This is a genomic window from Streptosporangium sp. LJ11, from assembly GCF_051918945.1.
Classification (GTDB): Bacteria; Actinomycetota; Actinomycetes; order Streptosporangiales; family Streptosporangiaceae; genus Streptosporangium.
In genome coordinates this window covers 408,468-428,688 of the sequence record NZ_JBPXMB010000001.1, presented here as the reverse complement: position 1 = coordinate 428,688, position 20,221 = coordinate 408,468, and the positions used below count along the sequence as shown (strand labels likewise).

The following is a 20,221-nucleotide window of genomic DNA, read 5'->3' as shown; positions in this document are numbered from 1 at the left end:
CCGGCCGGGGGCGGGCGGGCCTCGGCGGCGGCGCGGAGCGCGTTCACCGCCGGAGGCCGGTCCGGTTCCATGACCGGGTTTCATTCATCGTTCACGTTCGTGGAGGGAGTTCGATGCGGGTATCGAAGATGGTTCTGGCGGTCGCGGTCGCCGGGATGGTGGCCGGTGCGGTGGCGGTGCCGGTTCAGGCGGCCGGTGCGGTGGGTGTCGCCGTGGCCGGGGCGGGGGTTTCGGTTCATGACGGGGAGAGCGTCTACCGGGGGTTGATCCTGGGGATCGGGCCGGTGGCCGAGAGGTTCCCGGAGATCGTGCGTCCGGCCGGTGGGGTGACGGCCAGGCAGGAGGAGTTCGCCTCGGCGGTGGTGGCGGCGGTCTCGAGGAGGGACCCGGCGTTCCTGGCCTCGTTCGGCCGGGAGATGACCAGTGGTGACCGGGTCCGGATCGACCGGGCCCTCACGGCGGCGCAGAACATCACCCGCGACGTGCTGGCCGAACGGTTCGGTCTCCGGGCCGCCCCCTCGGCCGCCGATCGGGCGAACGGCCTGGTGACCTACCAGTACGCGCCGATGGCGGGCTACGTCTACGAGATCGTCGCCGTCTACCAGATCGTCAACGTGTACAAGGTCCTCAACATGGTCCGGGAGCTCGACGACCCCGCCGGGCGGGAAGGCGGCGCGCTCGTGCTGGACCAGGACATGGCCGGGCTGCGGCGCGAGCGCTTCGTGGACCTCGTCGCCGAGCGGCTCACCGCCTGAGCGGCGTCCCCCGGCCGCCGGGCGGTGCCCGGTGGACATGGACCCACCTCGGCCTCCCGCCGTTCCCGTGGGACAGCGCCGCCGTCGCCCGCTCCCGCCAGGCGGTGAGGCCGTTCCGGTCCGCATGCCGGACCAGGCTCGCGAGATGCTCGACGGCGGTCTCGTGCTCGCCCAGCGCAGAGGCGAGCCGGGCCAGGAACCAGTCCACCGGGCCTGCCAGGGCGATGGCCGAGCCCACCGCGACGCTCCCGCCGTGCGGCAGCAGCGCCGCGTAGCTCGCCCGGCAGGCCGGCAGGTCGCCGACGGCGGCCTGGGCCTCGCTCTGCAGGCAGGTCATGGTCAGCCAGGACCAGTCGCCCGGCGGTCTGGGCCAGCCGTTCTTCACCGTTCTCGCGGCCTCCTCGACACGTCCCTGGGCGCACAGCCTCAGGATCCGGGTGTCGTGGTCCATGGTGGCGTGGATGCCGGTGATCGAGTCGATCAGCGGTCCGGCGTCGGCCAGGGAACCGCGCCGGTAGTGCAGCAGGATGCGCCCGGTGGCCACCACCGCACCCGCGTACCACATGCCGAGCCGTCCGGCCTGCCGCTCCGCCTCGCGGTACAGCGCCTCGGCCTCGTCGAAGCACTCGGCCAGGACCAGCCGGTTGGCGCGCCACATGGTGTGCTGGAATCGCGGCCAGGGCAGCGGCAGCCGCTCCAGCATGGCGTCGCAGCGGAGGGCGGCCTCATCCGCGCCGGCCACGTCGAACAGCTGCAGCCTGTGGTGGGTGAGCAGGAGCCACCCGAGCAGCTCGTACTCCGGCATCCGGGTCCGCGACGCCAGATCGATCAACTCGGTGGCGATCTCCACCAGCTCGTGGGGATGGGCCGCCTGGGGCAGCGAGAGCTGGCGGGCGTTGAGCGTCCGCATCAGCAGGTGCGGGTCCCCCAGCCTGCGGGCCATCTCGACGGCCTCGGCGGAGAAGGAGTCGCAGCGCGGGTCGTCGCTCCCGTCGTAGAGCTCCTGCGCGAGCCCGCCGAGCAGCAGCGCCCGCTCGGAACCGTCCCCCTCGGGCAGCGACCGCAGGGCCATCTCGAAGCGGTGCACCAATCGCAGCTCCACCTCCTCGTACGGGTTGCGCAGCGTCCAGGCCGACGGGGCGTCCAACGCGGTCAGCGCCCGTGCGATCAGCGCGGGACCACCCCGGCCGGTGGCGCGGTCGGCGGCGCGGACGGCCCGTGCCCGCGCCTCGCGGGCGCCGAGCGGGTCCCCGGCCTTCAGCAGCGCCTGGACCTGCCGCAACAGGAGGTCGACGTGGTCGAGCGGGTCACCGGCGGAGGAGCCGTGCGCCTCCACCGCCCGGCCCCACCACACGGCCGCCTCCTCGTACGCCAGCCGGAGGGACGCCTGTTCGGCCACGGCGCGGGCCCACCCGGTCGCCTCGCCGTAGGCCGCGGGACCGGCCTCGATCGCGTGATGGGCGATGACGGCCACGTCCACGGCGGGCCGGGCGGCCAGGGCGGTCATCAGCTCCCGGTGGATCCTCGCCCTGCGCAGCGGGGGGATGTCGTCCAGGAGGGTCTCCCTGACCAGGTCGTGCGCGAAGGCCATGCGCCGGGCGCGCGGGAGCAGCAGCCCGGCGTGCGCGGCCCGATCCAGCAGGTCGTACACCTCCTCCCGGCACGCCTGGGCGACGACGTCGGGGTCGAAGTCCCGGCCGAGCACCGCCGCCGTCCCGAGCACGTCACCGACCCGCGGGCCGAGCGCGGCCACCCGCCGCCGGATCAGGTCGGCGACCGCGCCGGGTACCGCGTCCAGGGTGCCCCCCTGGGCGAGCGTCCGCACGGTCTCCCGGACGAAGAAGGGGTTGCCGCCGGTACGTTCGGTCAACGCGCGGGCGGTGTCCTCGTCGACCTCGACGCCGATCTCCGCGGCGATGGCCCGCACGGTGTCGGAGCCGAGGCCCGTCAGGCGCAGGCGAAGCAGGTCGTGGCGGGCGAGCCGGCCCAGCACGCCGTCGAGGGGAAGGAGGTCCGCGCCCTCGCGGAACGCGGTCACCACCGTGACGGAGGCCCCCTTCTCCGCGTCGCCGATGAGCGCGACCACGTCGCCGAGCATGCCGAGCGAGGCGGTGTCGGCCCACTGCAGGTCGTCCAGCACGATCACCGTGGGCCGGGTCCGCGCGGTGGCCGTCACCCAGTCGGCGACGGCCTGGTGGCGGCGGAGCCGGGCCGCCTCGGTCGAGCCCGCGGGCGTCTCGTCGTCCATCAGCCCGGCCAGGGCCCGGGAATCCGGCGGGGGGCAGACGCGGGCGAGTGCCCGCAGGATCTGCAGCCACGGCCAGAGCGGCGGGGCGCCCTCGGTCTCGGGGCAGCGGCCCCACAGCACCAGGTGGCCGGACCCGGCGCAACGGTCCCGGAAGGCTTCGAGCAGCCATGTCTTGCCGATGCCGGGTTCACCGCTCACCGCGGCGATCGCCAGGCCGCCGCACGTCGGCAGGCTCTCCAGGTCGGCGAGCTGCCGATCCCGGCCGTGCGGGACCGGACGCGCGGGGGAGACCGCGACGGAAACGGGGACCGCGGGGACGGAGGGGAGCAGGAGCCGGTCGTCCTGCCGCAGGATGTCCTCCTCCAGCGCCCGCAGGCCGGGGCCCGGATCCAGGCCGAGCCGGTCGGCGAACAGGTCCCTGGCCCGGCGCAACGCGCCCAGCGCGTCGGCCTGCCGCCCGGTGCGGTACAGGGCCAGGGCCAGCAGGTGCCAGAGCCGCTCGCGCAACGGGTTCGCGTCCGCCTCGGCCTCCAGGCCGGTGATGACGGCCTGCGGGCGGCCGAGATCCATGTGCGCCTGGGCGTGCCGCTCCATCGCGACCAGGCGCAGCTCGCGGAGGCGGTTGACCTCCGGAGCCGCCCACAGCTCACCGTGGAACTCGCCGTACGGCAGCCCGCGCCAGAGCCGCAGCGCCTCCTCCAGGCGGTCGAGCGTCTCACCGGCGGGACGTGACTCCGGCCCGGAGACCAGCTCGGTGAACCGGACCGCGTCGACGTCGGCCGTGGCGAGCAGATAGCCGGGCGGCCGTCCGACGAGCAGCCGCGGCGGGGTGCGCGGCGGGCGTTCCGGCTCGACGACCCGGCGCAGGTTGGACACGTACGCCTGGATGGTGGCCACCACACTCGGCGGCGGGGCGTCGCCGTACAGATCGTCGACCAGGGTGTCGACGGAGACGAGCGTGCCGCCCGCGACGAGCAGCCGCGCCAGCACCGCGCGCTGACGTGGACCGCCCACCCCCAGGCGGACCTCGTCGTGGTGAACCTCCAGCGGGCCGAGAACCCGAAAATCCATGCCTACCACCTAGGGTCGGCACAGCAGGTGCGGACCACTGTGACAGGGACGAACTCGGTACATCGAACATCGTTCACGTTCGGTCGCGCAAGCCGGACCCGATACCCGTTATGAATCTTGAAATGTCGGCGGGGCGTGGAGTGTCGCCCGCGTCCGGCCGGCGACGTCGCGAAAGGCCAGGTGGTCGCCCACGCCCGCTCTCGGGTGTCGTCCGGTGGAGACCGCGTCCGGTCCGGGGCGTCGTCCGGCGAAGATCACGCCCGGTTTCCCGGAAGCCTCCCGGCGGCGATGCCGTCGGTCAGCCCGTCGACCAGCTCCCCGCCGACCGTCCCCGCCTCCCGCAGCGATCGCTCGAAGGCGATGAGCCGCCGGAAGGTCTCGCCGTGGCGGCGCTGCTCGTCGAGGGGCAGCCGCAGCACCTGCAGCCTGCGGACGTCGATGCGGGAAGAGGTCGAGGCGTGGGTTCCCGCCTGCCTCGCGTTGGCCGGGGCGCGCAGGCAACCGGCCAGGAACCACGGGTCGAGCAGCGTGGGGTCCACCCGCAGGGCGAACAGCTGCGAGCCCAGCACCGTGGGGGCGCCGGTGTCGACCCAGGCGCCGAACGCCCGGTAGGCGCCGACGACCACCACCTCCTCCGGGACGGTCACGGTGAGGGTGCCCGCCGTCTCTCCCGCGGAGGCCTCACGCGAGGGCAGCCAGCCGGACGGCCTGCCTCCGGCCAGCACGTCGGCGATGGTCAGCATGGGTACGGCGTCATCGGGGGCGTCCCCGGTGCGCACCGCGCCGTCCGCCGGTTGCTGCCCGGCCCGCATCGTCACCGCGCCCGCCCGGAGCAGGTCGCCCACGGTCACCGTGCCCTGGCCCGCCGGCTCCTCGTCGCCCAGTTCGAGTGCGGACAGGGTCGCGGTCAGATTCCGCAACTCGTGGAGCAGTGCGCCGAACCGGTTCCACGAGCGTCGCAGGCCCAGGTTCGCGGAGGTCCCCCTCTTCGGGACGTGCCGTGCGGGGGTGAGGTCCACCTCGTCGTCCAGGAGGTCGATCACCGGGACCACGGCGTGATCGGCCGACCGGTTCCCGTCCTCGTCCCCCACCTGGATCACCCGGACGGCCGACACCACGCGCCTGCGCAGGAGGGGCCAGTCGATCGCGGCCCTGCCCGTCCGCTGCGTCTTTCCCGACGGCTCCGGCTGGACGTCGGCCGCGTCGACCAGAAGCACCCCGGCTCCCGCGTCCGCTCCGCCCCCGGACGGTGCCCGCAGGACCCACAGATGCAGCGCGACGCTGTGCGGGGGCGCGGACCCCGGTGGCAGGGCGACCACCGCGCGCAGCACGCCGCTGCGGAGCAGTCCGGCCCGGACCCGGCGCCCCGCCCTGCGGGAGGCGACACCGGGCGGCAGCAGCAGCACGGCCGTCCCGCCGGGCGCCAGACGGCTCAGCGCGTGCTGCGTCCAGGCGAGCTCCGGCTCGGTGCGGGGAGGCAGGCCGTACGTCCAGCGGGCGTCGGTGGCGAGTTCCTCGTATCCCCAGTCGCGCTCGTTGAACGGCGGGTTGCACAGCACCACGTCGGCGCAGACCTCGGAATGGGGATCGGCGCGCAGCGTGTTCCCGGCCCGGACGTCCACCTCCCAGACGGTCTCACGCCCCGGCGAGTGGCCGGCGAGCAGGATCCGTACGGCGGCCAGCGCCGCCTGGGTCGGATCGACGTCCTGGCCGAGCAGTTTCAGCGGGACACCCGAGGGGGGCGCGTCCACCGTGCCGGCCCACTGCCGGGCGGCGGCGAGCAGGAGACCGCCGGTGCCGCACGCGGGGTCGAGCACGGCGCCGACGTCACCGGCCTCGCCGTCGCGCGCCAGCTCGGCGACCTCGGCCATCAGCGCCGCCAGCGGGTGCGGCGTGACGCCGATCTGCCGGACGTGCGTGTCGAGCCAGCGGCCGAGCAGGAAGTCGAAGGTCTCCCGGGCCCCGTGTTTCCTCGCCAGGCCGACCGCGCGCTCCACCAAGGACCGCTGGGCGTCGGAGAGGCCGGTGTCGTACGGAAGTCCCTCGGCGGCATCGGCGTCCGGCGGACCACCCGCGTGTGTCGTGTCCGTCGTGTGCCCCGCCTCCTCCCGGGCGAGCCGGGCACCGGCCGCGGCGATCGCCCTCCCCATCGTGTCGCGGTCCCCGAGCGCCTCGAACTCCGGCCACAGCCGTTCCCGGCTGCCGACCTCGTCGAGCTTCCCCTGCCGTCTCAGCCACTCCTCCACCTGCGACAGCGCGAACTGCGGGCTGGTGTCCGTACCGCCGACCGGTGCGGGGAAGCTGTCGTGACGGCGGCGCCAGTTGCTGACGGCCGCGCGCCCGACACCGGCGATCCTGGCTATCTCCGCCAGGGTGACGGAGACGGACGGGTCGGCAGAAGGAGGCATGGTGTCTCCGGGTAGGGGACAGGACGGTGGCGACCTCGCCGGAAGGTGCGATGACGGCATGTGCCCAGGTGGGCAGGCGCCATGATTTCCCGCGGAGATCTCCTGGCAGCCTATCCGTTGACTCAGTTCACTCGGGAGCGGGCCTGACGATGGAAGTTCGGCCAAGAAGATCGAACCTTCCGGTCCCCCGCAGGTGATGTCGGCTCGCGGCCGGATGTCGAACCTGACGCGTCAACGCCGTGCGACCGAAGGCGGGACCTTCGCCGGGGCGGACCGGATCTCCTCTTCGAGGGCCTCGACGAGTGCCCTGGCCGCCTGGCGCAGTCGGGCGCGGCGGGCGGTGAGATCTTCGGTGAACGTCCTGGCCTTCGGCCCGACCCACACCGACTGGCCGGTGAACTGGCCGTGGGCCGGATCGAGTGCGGCCTCGAGGATGGCGACCCGCGCCCTGACCTCCGCCAATGTCTGTTCCAGCACCTGACGCCGCGGGTTGGGCACCAGATCTTCCGGACCAGGATTCATATATCCCTCTTCGGATGCGGATACAGGGGGCGATCCATTGGACATTATTGGATCTATGGCACCTCGGCCAGCCCCGGAGGAATGCATGACACGTTTTGTATGGAGCGGCTTTCTGATCGGCGCGGCTGTGGTGCTGACGGTGTCCGGATGCGGGGATAGCGGACCTACGGCGGCCGAAGCGGGGGAGACTCTCAAAGTCCACATCACCGAGTTGATGAAGGAACGTCATGCTTTGGACGTCCGAATCACTGATTCTGGTGGACGTAATATTCCTTGTGGAGAAGGTAAGGCTAAGCGTACTTTCGCCGCCATTGGTACGGATCCCGCACCGCGAACCAGCGGGGATATGCTCAATGACCTTCTGCTGGGCGCACTCTCCCGGGTCGCTCCCTATCAAATCGCCGAAGACCGCGGCAATGCTCCCATCCGGCTGGCCAACGATAAATACAAGACGGTAATCGTCCTGGAGTCTCCGGGCAACGGGCAGTATGGCGTTCGAGGTGAGACCGAATGTCTCCGAACCTCGTGATCTAACTGTCGAAGGCTAGAGCGCGCTCCCGGCCTCGTTTGTTGCGGCTTTCGAACGCGTCCGCAGACCGGCTGGACAACACCCCCAGTGAAAGATCGTCATCGCTGCCCATGCCATTGGCGACCGTCCACCTCTCGAACGCCTCAAGCCCTCCGTTCCCCTGTTTGATCAACTCGGAGAACGGCTTGAGGTTGCCCTTGGCGTCGGCGATGGCCACGCCCGGTGGGCAGGTGGCCTGGAACTCGGCGGGCGTCACCTTCAAGTCGAAGCCGTTGGCCATGAGGATGTGCGCGTAGGTGTGCTGACGGCCCAGGGTCGCGGCTCTTTCGTCCTTGGTCACCTGGTCCATCCGGGTCACGTCCTCGTCGATGAAGGCGCCGTGGCCGGAGAGGCCGGTGCTCAGCGCGTACCAGGCGAAATCCGCGGCTTTTACGGGGGAGGCGTAGATGCTCACCAGCCCGATGGTGGCGTCGCGGAAGAAGTTGAACGTGTCCTTCTGCTGCTTGTCGATCATGTCCAGGTTGCCCTGGACCTTCTCGACGGCGGCCAGCTCGAAGCCGCGTACGTTGCCCAGGGCGGTGAAGACCCGGTCCAGGTGGTCGACGTCCCCGGTGCGCCTGGCCTTCTCCGAGGCGCCGGCGATGAGCTTCTGGGAGAAGCCGCCCATCGCCCGGTCGAACGGGGCGAGGTTCGCCGGGGAGTCGGCGAAGGTCTTCAGGAAGCGGTAGGTGTCCTCCGGGCTCAGGGTGAACGCGGACGTGGTGCCGAAGGCCGAGGTGAAGGGCTTCAGCGCGCTCTCCTCGATCATGTTCGTGTCGCCGATGTTCGCGCCCTCGGTGATCTCGGCGGCGTAGGCGCCGGCCAGCGCCGACATGAAGGGCCGGACTTTCGGCGCGACCTCCATCGGGGTGGCCGGAGAGTCCGCGGTGCCGTCGGTGTCCTTGAGGTCTCCCATGATGGTCATGACGTTGAAGGCGAACTTCGCGGCCTCGGGGCTGTGCGGTCCCTTCTCGTAGGCCCCGCCCCCGGCGGCGAGCATCCGGCCGAACTCCGCGCTGACGTCGAAGTCCATGCCCTCCACCCGCTTCCAGGGCTCTTCGGGGCTTCTCATGCGGTTGAGCTCGGTGAACAGGTCCCTGAGGTCTTCGCGGGACATGGCGTTGAACAGGCCCCTGGCCACGTCGGGATTGTTCGCCAGGGTCGGCAGCAGCGGGGCGAGGTCGGTCTCCCAGCGCCGGGGGCGGGAGCCGTCGCCGGCGCCGACCGGCTTGCCCACCCTGCTCCGCGCTATCTCGGTGAGCCACGCGGCGGGGAACATGCCGTGCCGGAGCAGGGTCGTCAGCTCGTGGTCCGACGCCTTCTTGAGATTGCCGGCCTGCCAGGCCGAGCCGAGGAGGGCCGGTTGCGCGCCGACCGCCGTGGCCAGGGCGTCGCCCATGACCTTGCGGTGCTTGTCGGCCGCCTTCTTGTCGTACCTCTCCAGGCGGCTGACCATGCTGAGCATGCCCTCGGGGCCGATGGACCGGAAGAACCCGGCGGTGAGGTAGGCGTCCTTCCGCCCGTCGGCGAGCTTTTCGAGGATCCGGTCGTAGGCGGCGTTGGGCAGGCCGAGGGATGACTCGGGAAGACGGCGGAACTCGGCGGCGAGGTCGGTGCCCTTCCTGGCGTTGCCCGCCGGGGACTTTCCCGTCTTCTCGTCGTAGGGCAGCAGCCCCCACTGGAACGGGTCCTGGAGCGGGTCGCCGGTCCACAGCGAGCCCTGCTTCGGGATGTGGGGCGCCCCTCCCAGCATGGGGAGGTCCTGGTCGATCGTCTCCAGGCGTTCGCGCAGCTTCGGGAGCTCGTCGCCGACCCAGCCGTCGATCTCCCTGATCGGCCCCAGCCCCGCCGCAGAGACCTCGGCCGCCGCGAGCAGCTGCCGGATCCGCTCGGACTGCTCACCGATCACATCGCGACCGCGTTCGAGCGCGGTGACGAAACCCCGCATCAGTTCGGGGTCGATTCCGGTGAAGTCCGGCGACGTGGGCCCCGCTCCCGGCGACATCGCCTCCACCGCCCCTCTCGCCCTATTTTCAGTTATTTCACTCTAGTTCCAGAATGAGCGATTTTCATTCAGCGTGGAGATCGCCTGGGACCTTGACCTGTCCGGGGACGTCATGCCGAATAAGAAATGCGGTTGTCCAATATGGGATGCATGGCCTGTAGATATCGTTTTGCCCGATGGAAGCCTGGAGGCCCCGCCCACTGGACGGGGCCTCATTCATCTCAGCCAGAGGTCCGGGTGCCACGCCACCGGGCCCCGCCGGGAAGCGGCCCGTGCTCAAGAGGCCCTGTTGCGAAGCGGGACGTCGCGGATGAGCGGCCAGGTCATCGCCAGGCCGAGCAGAAGGCAGGCAAGACCGGCTCCCAGGGCCGTCGTGACGCTCGGCGTGAGGTCGAAGTCCAGTATCGAGCCGAAGAACGGCAGCCTCAGGTTCCCGCCGATGGCCGACTCGCCCAGCGCGACCAGCGCGACGCCGAACGGCAGGGAGAGCAGCCCACCGGCCTGCCAGCGGTAGAACGCCGCCCCCATGAGGGCTCCCGCGACGACCCAGGCCAGGCCCTGAACGAGGTACTCGGCGAAGATCAGCGGCACCTGTGCCGGCGAGGAGAACAGGTGGACGCTGATCAGAGTCTGCGGCCGGTCGAGCAGGTTGTACAGGAGGGCTTCCAGCAGGTAGCCGAGGGTGATCAGGGCGGAGAACGCCGGCGCGTACAGCGCGACGGTCACCGCGGCCTGCGCGCCGAACTGCCTGCGGGTCTGTCCGTGCGCGATGTAGAGCGGGAGGAACTCCCTCATCAAGGAGACACCGACGAACAGGACGAGCCAGCGGGGGAGCTGCGTGGCGGCCTCCCACACGCTGACGTCGAGTGTTCCGAACATCGTCACGCCGACCGTGATCAGGACGATCAGCACGTAGAACCCCGCCCACAGCAAGGCGGTGTAGACCAGGGGGGCGCCCAGAAGGCGGCTGGGGAATCTCATCGGACGTCTCCGGCGGGCTCGGTGAGGACGGGGGCCGCGGTGACGTGGAGGGACGCGAGATGCCGGAATGGAAGGCCGAGGAGCGGCGCAAGCGCGACGAGGCGCCCCGGCACCGCCCCCGATCATGTGGCACCGGGCGTCCGGGCATCCAGGGGACGGGTCAGGCGCGGCGGTGGACGTCCTCGAGGTAGTGCAGGACGGCGGTGACGCGCCGGTCCGCCCGGTCGGTGGGCGGCAGGTCGAGCTTGGCGAAGATGCTGCGGATGTGCTTGTGGACGGCGCCGTCGGTGACGAACAGCCGTTCGGCGATGGCGGTGTTGCCCAGCCCCTCGGCCATCAGGGCCAGCACGTCGCGCTCGCGAGGGCTGAGGCGGTCCAGCCGCGTGTCGGGCCGGGTGCGGGTGAGGAGTTGCGCGACGACGTCGGGGTCGATGGCCGTACCTCCGGCCGCCACCCGGTGCAGCGCGTTCAGGAACTCCTGGACGCGCCCGACCCGCTCCTTGAGGAGGTATCCGAGGCGGGCGCTGCCCTGGGCGAGCAGTTCGGTGGCGAAGGCCTGCTCGACGTAGGCGGACAGCACGAGCACGGCCAGGTCCGGACGGCGCCGCCTCGCCTCGACGGCCGCGACGATCCCCTCGTCGGTGTGGGTCGGCGGCATCCGGACGTCGACGATGGCGACGTCCGGCCTGTGGGCGTCGACGGCGGCCAGGAAGCCGTCGGGGTCGCCGGCGGTGGCCACGACGTCGAGTGCCTCGGCGCGCAGCAGCAGCGCGAGGCCCTCACGCAGGAGCGGGTCGTCCTCGGCGATCACGATCCGCATGGCAGGCTCACCGTGAGGGTGGTGGGTCCACCGGGAGGGCTGTTCAGCATGAATGTCCCGTCGTGTGCTTCGGTACGGCGGCGGATGCCGACGAGCCCCGACCCGCTGCGCTGGTCCGCCCCGCCGTGGCCGTCGTCGGTGATCTGGAGGTGGAGCCGGTCGGCGTCGCGGCGGACCTTGACGGTGGCGGTCCGGGCATGGCTGTGCCTGGCGATGTTGGTGAGCGCCTCGGCCGCCACGAAGTAGGCCGTGGCCTCGACGGAGGCGGCGCACCGGACGGGAATGTCGGCGTCGATCCGGCAGGGGACCGGGCAGGTCGTGGCCAGGCCGGTGAGGGCGTCGGCGAGGCTCCGGTCGGTCAGCACCGGAGGCAGGATGCTGCGGGCGACCGCGCGAAGCTCGGCGAGCGCCTGCTCGGCGGCGCCCTGCGCGCGTTCGAGGATGGCATCGGCGTCGGACGGGTCGCGTGCCAGCGTACGACGGGCCGCGCCGAGCAGGATGGTGACGGCGACGATGCGGTTCTGGGTCCCGTCGTGCAGCGACCGTTCGATCCGCCGCAGCTCGGCGGCGTGCGCGTCCAGCGCGGCGGCGCGGGTCGCGGTGAGCTGCGCGACCCGCAGCGCGAGGTCGGTGCCGGGGTCGGCCGGCAGGAGGCGCCGGCCGGGCCACGCCTGCAGCCGCGCCATACCCGGGGTGAGGAGGAGGGCGAGGACGATCCATCCCAGGCCGAGCAGGCCGACCCCGAGGGCGCTGGGCAGGTCCCGCACGGTCCAGAGCCCCATGGCGGAGCTGGACGCCTCCTCCGGAGGCAGCAGCCGCCACCACAGCGGGAAGGTGGTGTTGGTCACCGCGCTGAAGGACACCGTGAGACCGGCCAGGCTGAGGAACAGCCCGAGGGTGGCGTGGACGATCACCCAGCCCAGCTCCCGGCGGGTGGTCGGAGCGGTGAGGGCGGCACGCAGGCCGGGCGGCACCGGCTCCGGGCCGATGATCTCCGGGCCCCAGCGGGAGAGGCGTGCGCGTTCCCGGTCGGCGACGGCACGCAGCGCGCGCAGCGTGGCGGGCACCAGGAGCAGGCCCACGCCGACGAGGCAGGCGAGTGCGGTGGCGGCCACCAGGAGGAGCGCGACCAGCGCCAGGACGGTGGTGCCGAGCCCGCCGACGAGGTGTTCGAACGCGTCCAGGGTGGTGCGGGCGCGGGCGAACACGTCCCATCGACGTTCCGGCTTCCGGCCGGTCGCGGGGTCAGGGGCCGGCATCCGCACCTCCTGGACCAGACGAACCTCCTGGACCAGACGATAGGGCACCATCCGGAGCATCGTCAGATCGCCGGCCAAGGAGTACAGCCTGCTGTACCTCGGCTGTCCCGTGGGCGGGATCGCCGCCGGCGGTGATCGTTCGTAGCGTCGAGGTGCGACAGACGATCTGTCGAGTTCATCGAGCGAGGAGCGTACCGTGACCGATTCCCACCACGTTCTGCAGGCCTCCGAGGCGCCACGTCCGGTACGGCCCACCGGCGCCCGGGCCGGGATGGTGCGTCCCGTGCTGTGGTTTCTGCTGATGATCAGCGCGGTTCTCAACATGGTGTTCTCGTCCGTCGGTGACAACGTCCTCGCCGGCGTCGGGTTCGGACTGGCCACTCTCGCGTGCGTCGCCGCCCTGATCGTCCACCACTACCGGCACCGGCGGTGAGGAGAGGCATGGTCGGATCCGGCGCCCGCCTCATCCCGGCTCGGACGGTGATGACGGCCTTTCCCCGGGTGTGTCCCTCCTGGAGGTGCCGGATGGCGTCGGGGGCATCGGCCGGCGGACGGGTCAAAATCCTTTTCCCCGTGAATGGACACCGATTTCGGTGTCACGTTTGAAGATAGGAGAAAGGGGAAAAGGAATGGCCTTTGCAAGCTGGCGGGGGAAGTGTGCGCTTTTACCCGGACGCGCCCTCGAATGGTATCCGGGGTTTCCCGGCGTCACGGCCCGGGAGTCGAGGACGGCGCCAAGGCCGGCGCCAAGACCGAGATCCGCAAACGCCACCCGTGCCCGAGGAGCAGGTACAGCACCGGCTCGATCGCGTCGATCGGCATGACCATCAGGTTTCATTCGATGGCCGAAATTGATCACAGGCTGGCCGAAAACAAAAAGTTCTTCCTCGCCGTGACGCCCGTGAGACCTTCGCGCCGGCCACGTCCTTCGAGGTGCGTGACGCGCCTGGCTGCCCATTCTTCGATTCATGAACGCGATACTTCGTGACCGTGATACTTCGTGAACGCGACGCGAGGGCGTCGCGGCAGGGGTTTCGGTACCGCCTCGTCGCATTCGAGTTCGATTGACGCAGGATAATTGCCTATTGTTGGAATATGGCCGACTCGATGGGGGCGAAGCTGGCTCTTCGCTATCTTCTCCTTCGCCCGCTCGGCCACGGCGGAATGGGCACCGTGTGGCTGGCCAGGGACGAGATGCTCGACCGTGAGGTAGCCGTCAAGGAGGTGAGGATCCCGGAGGGCGGCGACGAGCGGAGCCGCGCCGAGCTGGTGGCCGGGGTCGTGCGGGAGGCCGAGGTCATGGCGCGGCTGCGTCACCCGGCGATCGTCGCCGTACACGACGTGCTGGTGGAGGACGGCAGGCCGTGGATCGTCATGGAACGGCTGCACGGCCGTAACCTCGCCGAGGAGCTGGCGGCCCGCGGCCCGCGGCTCCCCCTCCAGGTGGCCTCGATCGGAGCCTTCCTGCTGGAGGCGCTGGTCGCCGCGCACGCGTACGACGTGCAGCATCGTGACGTCAAGCCCGGCAACGTGTTCCTGACCAACGACGGCCGCGTCGTCCTCACCGACTTCGGCATCGCCCGTTTCCCGGACCGGCCCACGCCGACCGGCGCGAGCCAGGTCATCGGGACGCCCGGGTTCATCGCCCCGGAGCGCCTGGCCGGCGAGAACGGCGGTCCCGCCTCGGACCTGTGGTCGCTGGGGGCGACCCTCTTCGTCGCGCTGGAGGGTGTCCCGCCCTACGACGGCTCTCCCGCGGACGTGATCCGGGCGACGCTCACCCAGGACCCCCGCCCGCCGCGGGTCGCCGGTCCGCTGACCTCACTCCTGCAGTGGCTGATGGCTCGCGAGCCCGAGGCGCGCCCGGACGCCGAGATCGCGCTGGGGCTGCTGCGGCAGATCGCGGACGGTGAGTCACCACGCGTCACCGCGCCCCAGACGATCGGCCGCCGGTCGCGCCGGTGGACCCCGACGGTCCTGCTGGCCGTGGCGGCGGCCGTGGTCTCCGCCGCGGCCGCCATTCTGGTCACGAGAGAGCCCTTACCGGCGGCCAGACCGGTGTCACCGGTGTTCGAAAAGGCCGTGAACCTCTGCAAGGCGCTGTCACCGGAACAGGTCACCAGGTTTCTCGGCGCTCCGGCCGGCGGGCGCGCGTCCGAGAACGGCTGCGAGTGGACGATCCGCGGAGCGGGGGTGGAACTGACCGCCCTCACCGGCTCCGACACCCCGGACCCGTGGTCGCTGAACCCCGGGTCCGCGCACGAGCTCTTCGCCGCCCTGGAGCGGCGGCAGATCCACGGCACCCGCGACATGGAGTGGATCTGGTACGAGATCGGGATCGAGGACGGGCAACGCATGACCCGCTCCGCTCCCCGCACGCTCACGGACGTGGGGGACGAGGCGTTCTCCTGGAACGCGGCCAACGCCGAGGGACGGGTCCGCATGATCGTGATCACCTTCAGACTCGGCAACCTGGTGGCGGACCTGCACTACGCCAATCTGCGGACCGTCTCCGACGACGCCTTGCGACAGGCGGGCCTCGAGGCGGCCAGGTCGGCCGTGACCGCGCTGCGGCGCCTGGGCTAGGTGTGCTGGAACGCTGGACGATCGACCCGGGGGCGGGGACGATGCGCCGGCGGACGATCGACGACCGCCCGCAGGAATTCCCCCATGTCAACGAGAGCGTCCTGTCGCGCCGCCACCGGTACGGCTACGCCGCCGTCACCGAGGAGACGAACGCGGTCGCCATGCCCCGGTGGACGGGCCGCTCCGCCCAGGACTTCACCGGTGAGCCCGTCGGGTAGGTGGGTGACGCTGACCGATCGCCATCACCCTCAGCGGCCTGCGTGATCTTCTACCTGGCCTCCGGTGACATCGAGTCGCGCACCCGGCCTTCCAGGGAGTCGGGAAGGTCGACAGCGGACAGATCTCGCAGAAACTTCGCCCATACGTCGGCGGCGTTCTCGACCAGCTTGCGTTCCCGCAGGTCCATCAGACCGGTCACGCTGGTCACCTCGGCGGCCAAGACCCCGTCAGAGTGACGGACCAGCGACTGGACGAGCCGGACGATCTTCGGTGACGGGTATTCGTAGCGGGTCTCGACGTCGATCTCATCGCCGAGCACGAGCTCGTGGAAGTACCTGATCGACACGTCCAGCTCCACCGGTCCCAGGCCGGCCGCCGTCAGTTCCTTGATCGACAACCCGGCCTGTGCCAGCGCCGCCCATCGGGCGTGCACCGCGTAGTCGAGATACTTCGAGCTGCGGACGTGTCCGTTGGTACCGATGTCGTCGCCGCTGATGACGATGTGTATCGCGTTCGCCGGTCGGTCCGGACGGTTCTGCGGTTTGGCGGCGATCCTGGGGGTCGGGTCCTGGTTTTCGTCGTGGAGGGTCTGCCGGTAGTGGCCGGGTGACCGAGTGACCTCCACCTTTTCCACCGGCGTGGTCGAGTCCTGCTGCCGCAGTACTTTTTGGTAAGCCTCTCGAAGCTCGTCGCCGGGATCGATCCCGAGCTCCTCGGCGAGTCCGCGGCGGAGCCGTTGATAGAGGGCGATCGCCTCGGCTTGCTGTCCGACCGCGGACAGCGCCAGCAACAGCCTGGCCTGTATGGACTCATCGAAGGGATGCTGTTCTGCGACACGCCGCAGTGTGCTGAGTATGGACCGTGCGCCGTTCGAGCGAAGTGCTAGATCGGCGGCCTCACGAGCCAGGTCGGCGTATTCGTAATCCACCGCGCTGAACGCCGTGAACTGCTCGGGCGCACCCGCGCACGGCCCACGCCACAGTCCCAGGGCTTCGACATACGCTGTCATCGCCGCGTCCGGCTTGTCCGTACCAGCCGCCACGCGCGCCTGTTCTGCCAGACTCCGAAACGCCAGCAGATCCAGGCTTTTCGCATCCACCGTCATGCGGTAGCCGCCGGCGTCGGAAGCCAGCCACTGCCCTGCGGCCCGAGGTCGTATATCCGGCTCGAAGAGACGTCGCAGGCCTCCTATATAACGGTGCACTATGTTGACGGCGCTGGCCGGTGGCCGATCCCTCCACAGCAGCGTGACCAGATCCTCGGTCCCCACGGGCTGACCGGCCCGAGCCAGTAGCAATGCCAGGATCAAACGTTGCTGGCGCGGGCCCAGGTCAAGCTCATCGCCGCGGCGCCGGACCCGGACCGGCCCCAGAATCTCGAACCGCAAGCGCGGAACGCCGCCGGCCATCCCGGTCACGAACGGACCTCTGCATGCTTGTCCTGAATCGATTCAACACAGTGGCGCATGCGGAATGGTCGCGAACAGTCACAACGAGTGCGAGGTGCTGTCCCTGCTGCTGGTTCGGCCCAGCCGGCTCGACTTTCCATCTCGGTCATTCGCCGTTACGCCCCCCTCGGTGAATCGATGGCAGGCGGTCTCCGTGGGTGGTTGGCCGTTCCGACGGGTCCCGCCACGGTGAGCCGGTGCGTTTCATCCAGCGGACCGCGTTGGTGGCCTGCCACTGATCCGGCCACTGGGCGTCACTCACTGGCTGCGCCCTTGGCGAGGTCGCCGGCACAGCAAACCCTCCGCCGCTCAGATCACCACGTGCCACACCTGATCAGATGGCCGTCCCATGATCGCCACGCATGATTCACGGGATCAAGAAAGTTACTCCGCGTCTGGACGGCCTTCTCACTGTACTTGCGGAAAAAACCGAACAGACGCCTACCACGAGCACTTCTGCGCCGACCTGCCGACCGAGCAGGCGGCCTTGGACGCCGCCGGCCAGCGCCCCGTCAACAGCAACGCCCTGGAGGAGCCGTCCGGCGAGCCGGCCTGGAAGACAATTCCCTCCTGGTTCATCTACGCCGAGCGCGATCTCGCCATCCCCGGCGAGGCCGGCCGCTTCATGGCCAAGCGGGCGAAGTCGCACAGCGTGGAGGTCAAGGCCTCCCATGCTGTCCACGTCTCCAAGTCCCATGCCGTCGCCGACCTCATCGACAAGGTCGCCCGCGCGACGAACCGCTGACAACCCCAGCCACACGCCGCCCGGGCGGACACGGACCACTCGGCCCGTCTGCCCGGGCGGCGTCAATGATCCGCTCGCGATTGCGCACCGCATCCGCGCGTGAACCCGGGCCTTTCTCCGACGGATCACCGGCCACCACGCCGCAACATGCCAACCAGACGCCGGCCTTTCTTCCGCGCCGGACGCAACGCTGCTCAGGTTTCGCGCGGCCCAGGCGGCAAACGGCCCGACCACCGCCGAATCGACCACGTGCCGAACGCGCCCGGCAACGGTCGCCGCCGTGCGCGTGTTGCTCGATCAAGCGGCCGACCTGCCGGAACGCCACCCGATCCGCGTCCACGACACACTCTCACATGGAATAGCCGCCGCGATTCAGTCGATTTAAACTTGAAATAAAGTCGGGTGCCCTAATGTTGGCGTCAGCGTCGATGGAATCCACTGAATCAACGTCGACGGAATCCGCTGGATCGCGGTCACCGCCCGGTTCCGGAGCGATGAACGTTCGCTCCGGACTACGAATCGAAAAATGCAAGGAAATACCGTGAGTGAAGCGTTCTTCGTACCCTTGACCGTCCGTGGCTACGAGACCGACGCGCAGGGCCATCTCAACCAGGCCGCGTATCTGAGTTACGCCGAGCATGCCCGCTGGTCGATGCTCCAAGCTGGGGGCGTCCGTCAGGCCGAGCTCATCAGCAGAGGCATCGGTCCCGTCGTTCTGGAAACCACGATCCGCTACCGGCGAGAACTGCTCGCGGGCGACGATATCGAGGTGACGTCCGGCTTCGAATGGGGCGAGGGCAAGACGATCCGGGTCCGGCAGACGATCCGCAAGATCGACGGCACGGTCGCGGCCGAGGTCGATTCGGTCGTGGGCCTGATGGACCTGAAGGCGCGGGGACTGGTCGCCGATCCGCGGCAGCACCTCAAGGAGCTTGCGGCAGACCCGAACATGTTCGGCCTGTAGAGCGCACGACACCACCCTCCACAGCTCGGCTCGCAAGTGGTCGGACGGATTTCGGGCGTGGTGGCGGCGGCCGAGCCGTTCCGGGATGTCACCGGGCGCCTGAGCAAGGACGGCGGTCAGCGCACGCTCGCTACGCGCGGCGAGATGCACCTCGCAACCTCTGTTCAGCACGCGTCGCAGGGACATCCACAGGCAGGAGAAGGCGGTCGCCGGATCGAGGCGGATCGGCTGGATCCTGCGGATACAGGCCGACCGGAACTGAAATGTCGCAGGCGGTCCCTATGATCCGATCGACCGATCAGAAGGGCAGGCGGGAGACCGGTATGGGCGCGTGGGGCATGGGGCCGTTCGACAACGACGGGGCTCTCGACAGTCTGGCCGACCTCGAAGGCGACAGGAGCACGGCGCGCCGGCTCGCCGTGGCGATGCGGGAGGTCCTCGACGAGGACGGCTACGTGGAGGGGCCGGAGATGAGCGGGGCCGTGGCGGTGGCCTGTCTGGTCGGCGCCCGCGTGATCGGCACCGAGCCGGACGCCGTCGCCGCCCGTTGGCTGGAGCACAATCCCTTCGAACCGTCCGCCGAACTCCGCGACCTCGCCAGGGTCACCATCGACCGCGCGACCCGCCCCGACGACAACGAGCTGTACGAACTGTGGCAGGAATCCGGCGCCCTGGACGCATGGCTCGCGGCCCTCGTCCCCTACCGTCAGGCCCTTGCCTGACCTCCCAAGGAGCAGCGGCGAAAGCCGGGTCGGAGTCGCCGGCCCTGACCCGGGTCACGCAGGCCTGTTCGGGAAAAGACTCGCGTGCTCGCTCGTACACGGCGAAACAACTGCTCATGGGTATCCGGTCGGCTGGATGGGGATGGGGGCCTGGCTGCGAGCGGATATCCGCCGCACGGCCCGGTCGGTTCTGTGTCGTGGTTCATGGTGAAGCCGGGTTTCGGCGTGGAAGACCTTGGCACGGCCCGTGCCCGCAGCCGGAAGACGTGACAGCGGCGGTAGTACTGCCGGGCGAAGGTGGCCAGGCCGCGGGTGTCGGCGTACAGCGTGTCCTGGTGGCCGAGGAAGCGGCACGCCTCGAAGGCGGAACGGTCGCCCATCACCTTCACCGCGACGGCCTGCGTCGCGGTGATCTCCGGGTGGTCGGCGCGCAGCCAGTCGTTGGCGAAGGTCACGTGCGTCGCGGTGAACCCGTCGGCCTGGATCGTGGTGGTGGCGCTGCCGCCGGTCCCGTACGTGCCGCCGTCGGGCTTCGCCGTCCCGGCGGCGTTGTCGAAGACGATGACGACGTCACGGGCGTCACGGGTGGCGCCGAGGAAGGTCAGGCCGGTCTTGGTCTGGGGTACCAGCACCGTCTCGCGGTAGGTCCCGGCCGCGATCACCAGCGTCCAGCCCCGTTCGGGAGCGTCCGGCGCCGGCCGGACAGTGGATTCTCGGGCGACATGGCCACACTCCCGCGTTCACCCGCGTGAAAGGTTTCCCTTACGGCGACGTCCGGAAGTCAGATAAATCAGGCAGTGGTGTCAATGGCCGGCATGTGTCGCCGGACCGGCGAGAAAATCGCTTTCCCGCCCGTATCGGTCTCGCTACACTCGCCACTGATCACGCGCTGCCGCGACAC

Annotated in this window: 16 protein-coding genes and 1 pseudogene; 8 read left to right on the top strand and 9 right to left on the bottom strand. The window is 70.3% G+C overall.

From position 1 onward, the window contains the following. The first annotated feature begins 113 nt into the window (after window positions 1-113). Entirely contained in the window at window positions 114-755 is a 642-nt protein-coding gene (locus tag ACTOQ3_RS01940; protein WP_440081633.1) for a hypothetical protein, read from the top strand. On the opposite strand, the gene ACTOQ3_RS01935 is transcribed toward ACTOQ3_RS01940, so the two are convergent. From ACTOQ3_RS01935 to ACTOQ3_RS01925, 3 genes are all read right to left on the bottom strand, one after another. After that, window positions 745-4,074 (bottom strand): BTAD domain-containing putative transcriptional regulator, encoded by a 3,330-nt coding sequence (locus ACTOQ3_RS01935; protein ID WP_440081632.1) that lies wholly within the window; start codon window positions 4,072-4,074, stop codon window positions 745-747. The genes ACTOQ3_RS01940 and ACTOQ3_RS01935 overlap by 11 nt on opposite strands. Before the next feature lie 254 nt (window positions 4,075-4,328). Next, a complete protein-coding gene (locus tag ACTOQ3_RS01930) occupies window positions 4,329-6,482 on the bottom strand; it encodes an N-6 DNA methylase (protein ID WP_440081630.1) in 2,154 nt (717 codons plus the stop codon). 231 nt (window positions 6,483-6,713) lie between these two features. Then, window positions 6,714-7,004, bottom strand: coding sequence for a hypothetical protein (locus ACTOQ3_RS01925; protein ID WP_440081629.1), 291 nt, complete (start codon window positions 7,002-7,004; stop codon window positions 6,714-6,716). 85 nt (window positions 7,005-7,089) lie between these two features. Between ACTOQ3_RS01925 and ACTOQ3_RS01920 the strand changes: the two genes are divergently transcribed. Further along, window positions 7,090-7,533, top strand: coding sequence for a hypothetical protein (locus ACTOQ3_RS01920; protein ID WP_440081628.1), 444 nt, complete (start codon window positions 7,090-7,092; stop codon window positions 7,531-7,533). 1 nt (window position 7,534) lies between these two features. Here ACTOQ3_RS01920 and ACTOQ3_RS01915 read toward each other — a convergent pair whose 3' ends face one another. From ACTOQ3_RS01915 to ACTOQ3_RS01900, 4 genes are all read right to left on the bottom strand, one after another. Continuing rightward, window positions 7,535-9,577 (bottom strand): hypothetical protein, encoded by a 2,043-nt coding sequence (locus ACTOQ3_RS01915; RefSeq protein ID WP_440081627.1) that lies wholly within the window; start codon window positions 9,575-9,577, stop codon window positions 7,535-7,537. 276 nt (window positions 9,578-9,853) lie between these two features. Next, complete coding sequence (locus ACTOQ3_RS01910) at window positions 9,854-10,558, bottom strand: hypothetical protein (RefSeq protein WP_440081626.1); 705 nt, start codon at window positions 10,556-10,558, stop codon at window positions 9,854-9,856. Between the two features lie 160 nt (window positions 10,559-10,718). Then, on the bottom strand, window positions 10,719-11,378 hold the full coding sequence (locus ACTOQ3_RS01905) for a response regulator (protein WP_440081625.1): 660 nt from the start codon (window positions 11,376-11,378) through the stop codon (window positions 10,719-10,721). Continuing rightward, on the bottom strand, window positions 11,366-12,688 hold the full coding sequence (locus tag ACTOQ3_RS01900; RefSeq protein ID WP_440081623.1) for a sensor histidine kinase: 1,323 nt from the start codon (window positions 12,686-12,688) through the stop codon (window positions 11,366-11,368). The genes ACTOQ3_RS01905 and ACTOQ3_RS01900 overlap by 13 nt, the downstream gene beginning before the upstream one ends. A gap of 145 nt (window positions 12,689-12,833) precedes the next feature. On the opposite strand from ACTOQ3_RS01900, the gene ACTOQ3_RS01895 reads away from it, so the two are divergent. From ACTOQ3_RS01895 to ACTOQ3_RS01885, 3 genes are all read left to right on the top strand, one after another. Continuing rightward, a complete protein-coding gene (locus tag ACTOQ3_RS01895) occupies window positions 12,834-13,070 on the top strand; it encodes a hypothetical protein (protein ID WP_440081622.1) in 237 nt (78 codons plus the stop codon). 662 nt (window positions 13,071-13,732) lie between these two features. Next, window positions 13,733-15,223, top strand: coding sequence for a serine/threonine-protein kinase (locus ACTOQ3_RS01890; protein ID WP_440081621.1), 1,491 nt, complete (start codon window positions 13,733-13,735; stop codon window positions 15,221-15,223). Window positions 15,224-15,225: 2 nt separating this feature from the next. Further along, window positions 15,226-15,441, top strand: a complete 216-nt coding sequence (locus tag ACTOQ3_RS01885) for a carotenoid oxygenase family protein (protein ID WP_440081619.1) — start codon at window positions 15,226-15,228, stop codon at window positions 15,439-15,441. Window positions 15,442-15,491: 50 nt separating this feature from the next. On the opposite strand, the gene ACTOQ3_RS01880 is transcribed toward ACTOQ3_RS01885, so the two are convergent. Then, on the bottom strand, window positions 15,492-16,850 hold the full coding sequence (locus tag ACTOQ3_RS01880) for a BTAD domain-containing putative transcriptional regulator (protein ID WP_440081762.1): 1,359 nt from the start codon (window positions 16,848-16,850) through the stop codon (window positions 15,492-15,494). A 388-nt stretch (window positions 16,851-17,238) separates the two neighbouring features. Here ACTOQ3_RS01880 and ACTOQ3_RS01875 point away from each other — a divergent pair, with 388 nt between their 5' ends. The 3 genes from ACTOQ3_RS01875 (at window position 17,239) to ACTOQ3_RS01865 (ending at window position 19,320) form a co-directional block, all read left to right on the top strand. Further along, a complete protein-coding gene (locus tag ACTOQ3_RS01875; protein WP_440081617.1) occupies window positions 17,239-17,634 on the top strand; it encodes an alpha/beta fold hydrolase in 396 nt (131 codons plus the stop codon). A 541-nt stretch (window positions 17,635-18,175) separates the two neighbouring features. Continuing rightward, window positions 18,176-18,598, top strand: coding sequence for an acyl-CoA thioesterase (locus ACTOQ3_RS01870; RefSeq protein WP_440081615.1), 423 nt, complete (start codon window positions 18,176-18,178; stop codon window positions 18,596-18,598). Between the two features lie 281 nt (window positions 18,599-18,879). Continuing rightward, a complete protein-coding gene (locus tag ACTOQ3_RS01865; RefSeq protein WP_440081614.1) occupies window positions 18,880-19,320 on the top strand; it encodes a DUF4259 domain-containing protein in 441 nt (146 codons plus the stop codon). Here the strand turns inward: ACTOQ3_RS01865 and ACTOQ3_RS01860 are convergent. Beyond that, window positions 19,305-20,015: pseudogene (locus ACTOQ3_RS01860) on the bottom strand (pectinesterase family protein); the annotation flags it as partial. The gene ACTOQ3_RS01865 and the pseudogene ACTOQ3_RS01860 sit on opposite strands and share 16 nt — an antisense overlap. Window positions 20,016-20,221: the final 206 nt, after the last annotated feature.

Bases quoted from the DNA above. Each gene is read 5' to 3' on its own strand.
- ACTOQ3_RS01940 (WP_440081633.1), top strand. From the start codon at position 114: ATGCGGGTATCGAAGATGGTTCTGGCGGTCGCGGTCGCCGGGATGGTG.
- ACTOQ3_RS01935 (WP_440081632.1), bottom strand. From the start codon at position 4,074: ATGGATTTTCGGGTTCTCGGCCCGCTGGAGGTTCACCACGACGAGGTC.
- ACTOQ3_RS01930 (WP_440081630.1), bottom strand. From the start codon at position 6,482: ATGCCTCCTTCTGCCGACCCGTCCGTCTCCGTCACCCTGGCGGAGATA.
- ACTOQ3_RS01925 (WP_440081629.1), bottom strand. From the start codon at position 7,004: ATGAATCCTGGTCCGGAAGATCTGGTGCCCAACCCGCGGCGTCAGGTG.
- ACTOQ3_RS01920 (WP_440081628.1), top strand. From the start codon at position 7,090: ATGACACGTTTTGTATGGAGCGGCTTTCTGATCGGCGCGGCTGTGGTG.
- ACTOQ3_RS01915 (WP_440081627.1), bottom strand. From the start codon at position 9,577: ATGTCGCCGGGAGCGGGGCCCACGTCGCCGGACTTCACCGGAATCGAC.
- ACTOQ3_RS01910 (WP_440081626.1), bottom strand. From the start codon at position 10,558: ATGAGATTCCCCAGCCGCCTTCTGGGCGCCCCCCTGGTCTACACCGCC.
- ACTOQ3_RS01905 (WP_440081625.1), bottom strand. From the start codon at position 11,378: ATGCGGATCGTGATCGCCGAGGACGACCCGCTCCTGCGTGAGGGCCTC.
- ACTOQ3_RS01900 (WP_440081623.1), bottom strand. From the start codon at position 12,688: ATGGTGCCCTATCGTCTGGTCCAGGAGGTTCGTCTGGTCCAGGAGGTG.
- ACTOQ3_RS01890 (WP_440081621.1), top strand. From the start codon at position 13,733: ATGGCCGACTCGATGGGGGCGAAGCTGGCTCTTCGCTATCTTCTCCTT.
- ACTOQ3_RS01880 (WP_440081762.1), bottom strand. From the start codon at position 16,850: ATGGCCGGCGGCGTTCCGCGCTTGCGGTTCGAGATTCTGGGGCCGGTC.
- ACTOQ3_RS01875 (WP_440081617.1), top strand. From the start codon at position 17,239: ATGATCGCCACGCATGATTCACGGGATCAAGAAAGTTACTCCGCGTCT.
- ACTOQ3_RS01865 (WP_440081614.1), top strand. From the start codon at position 18,880: ATGATCCGATCGACCGATCAGAAGGGCAGGCGGGAGACCGGTATGGGC.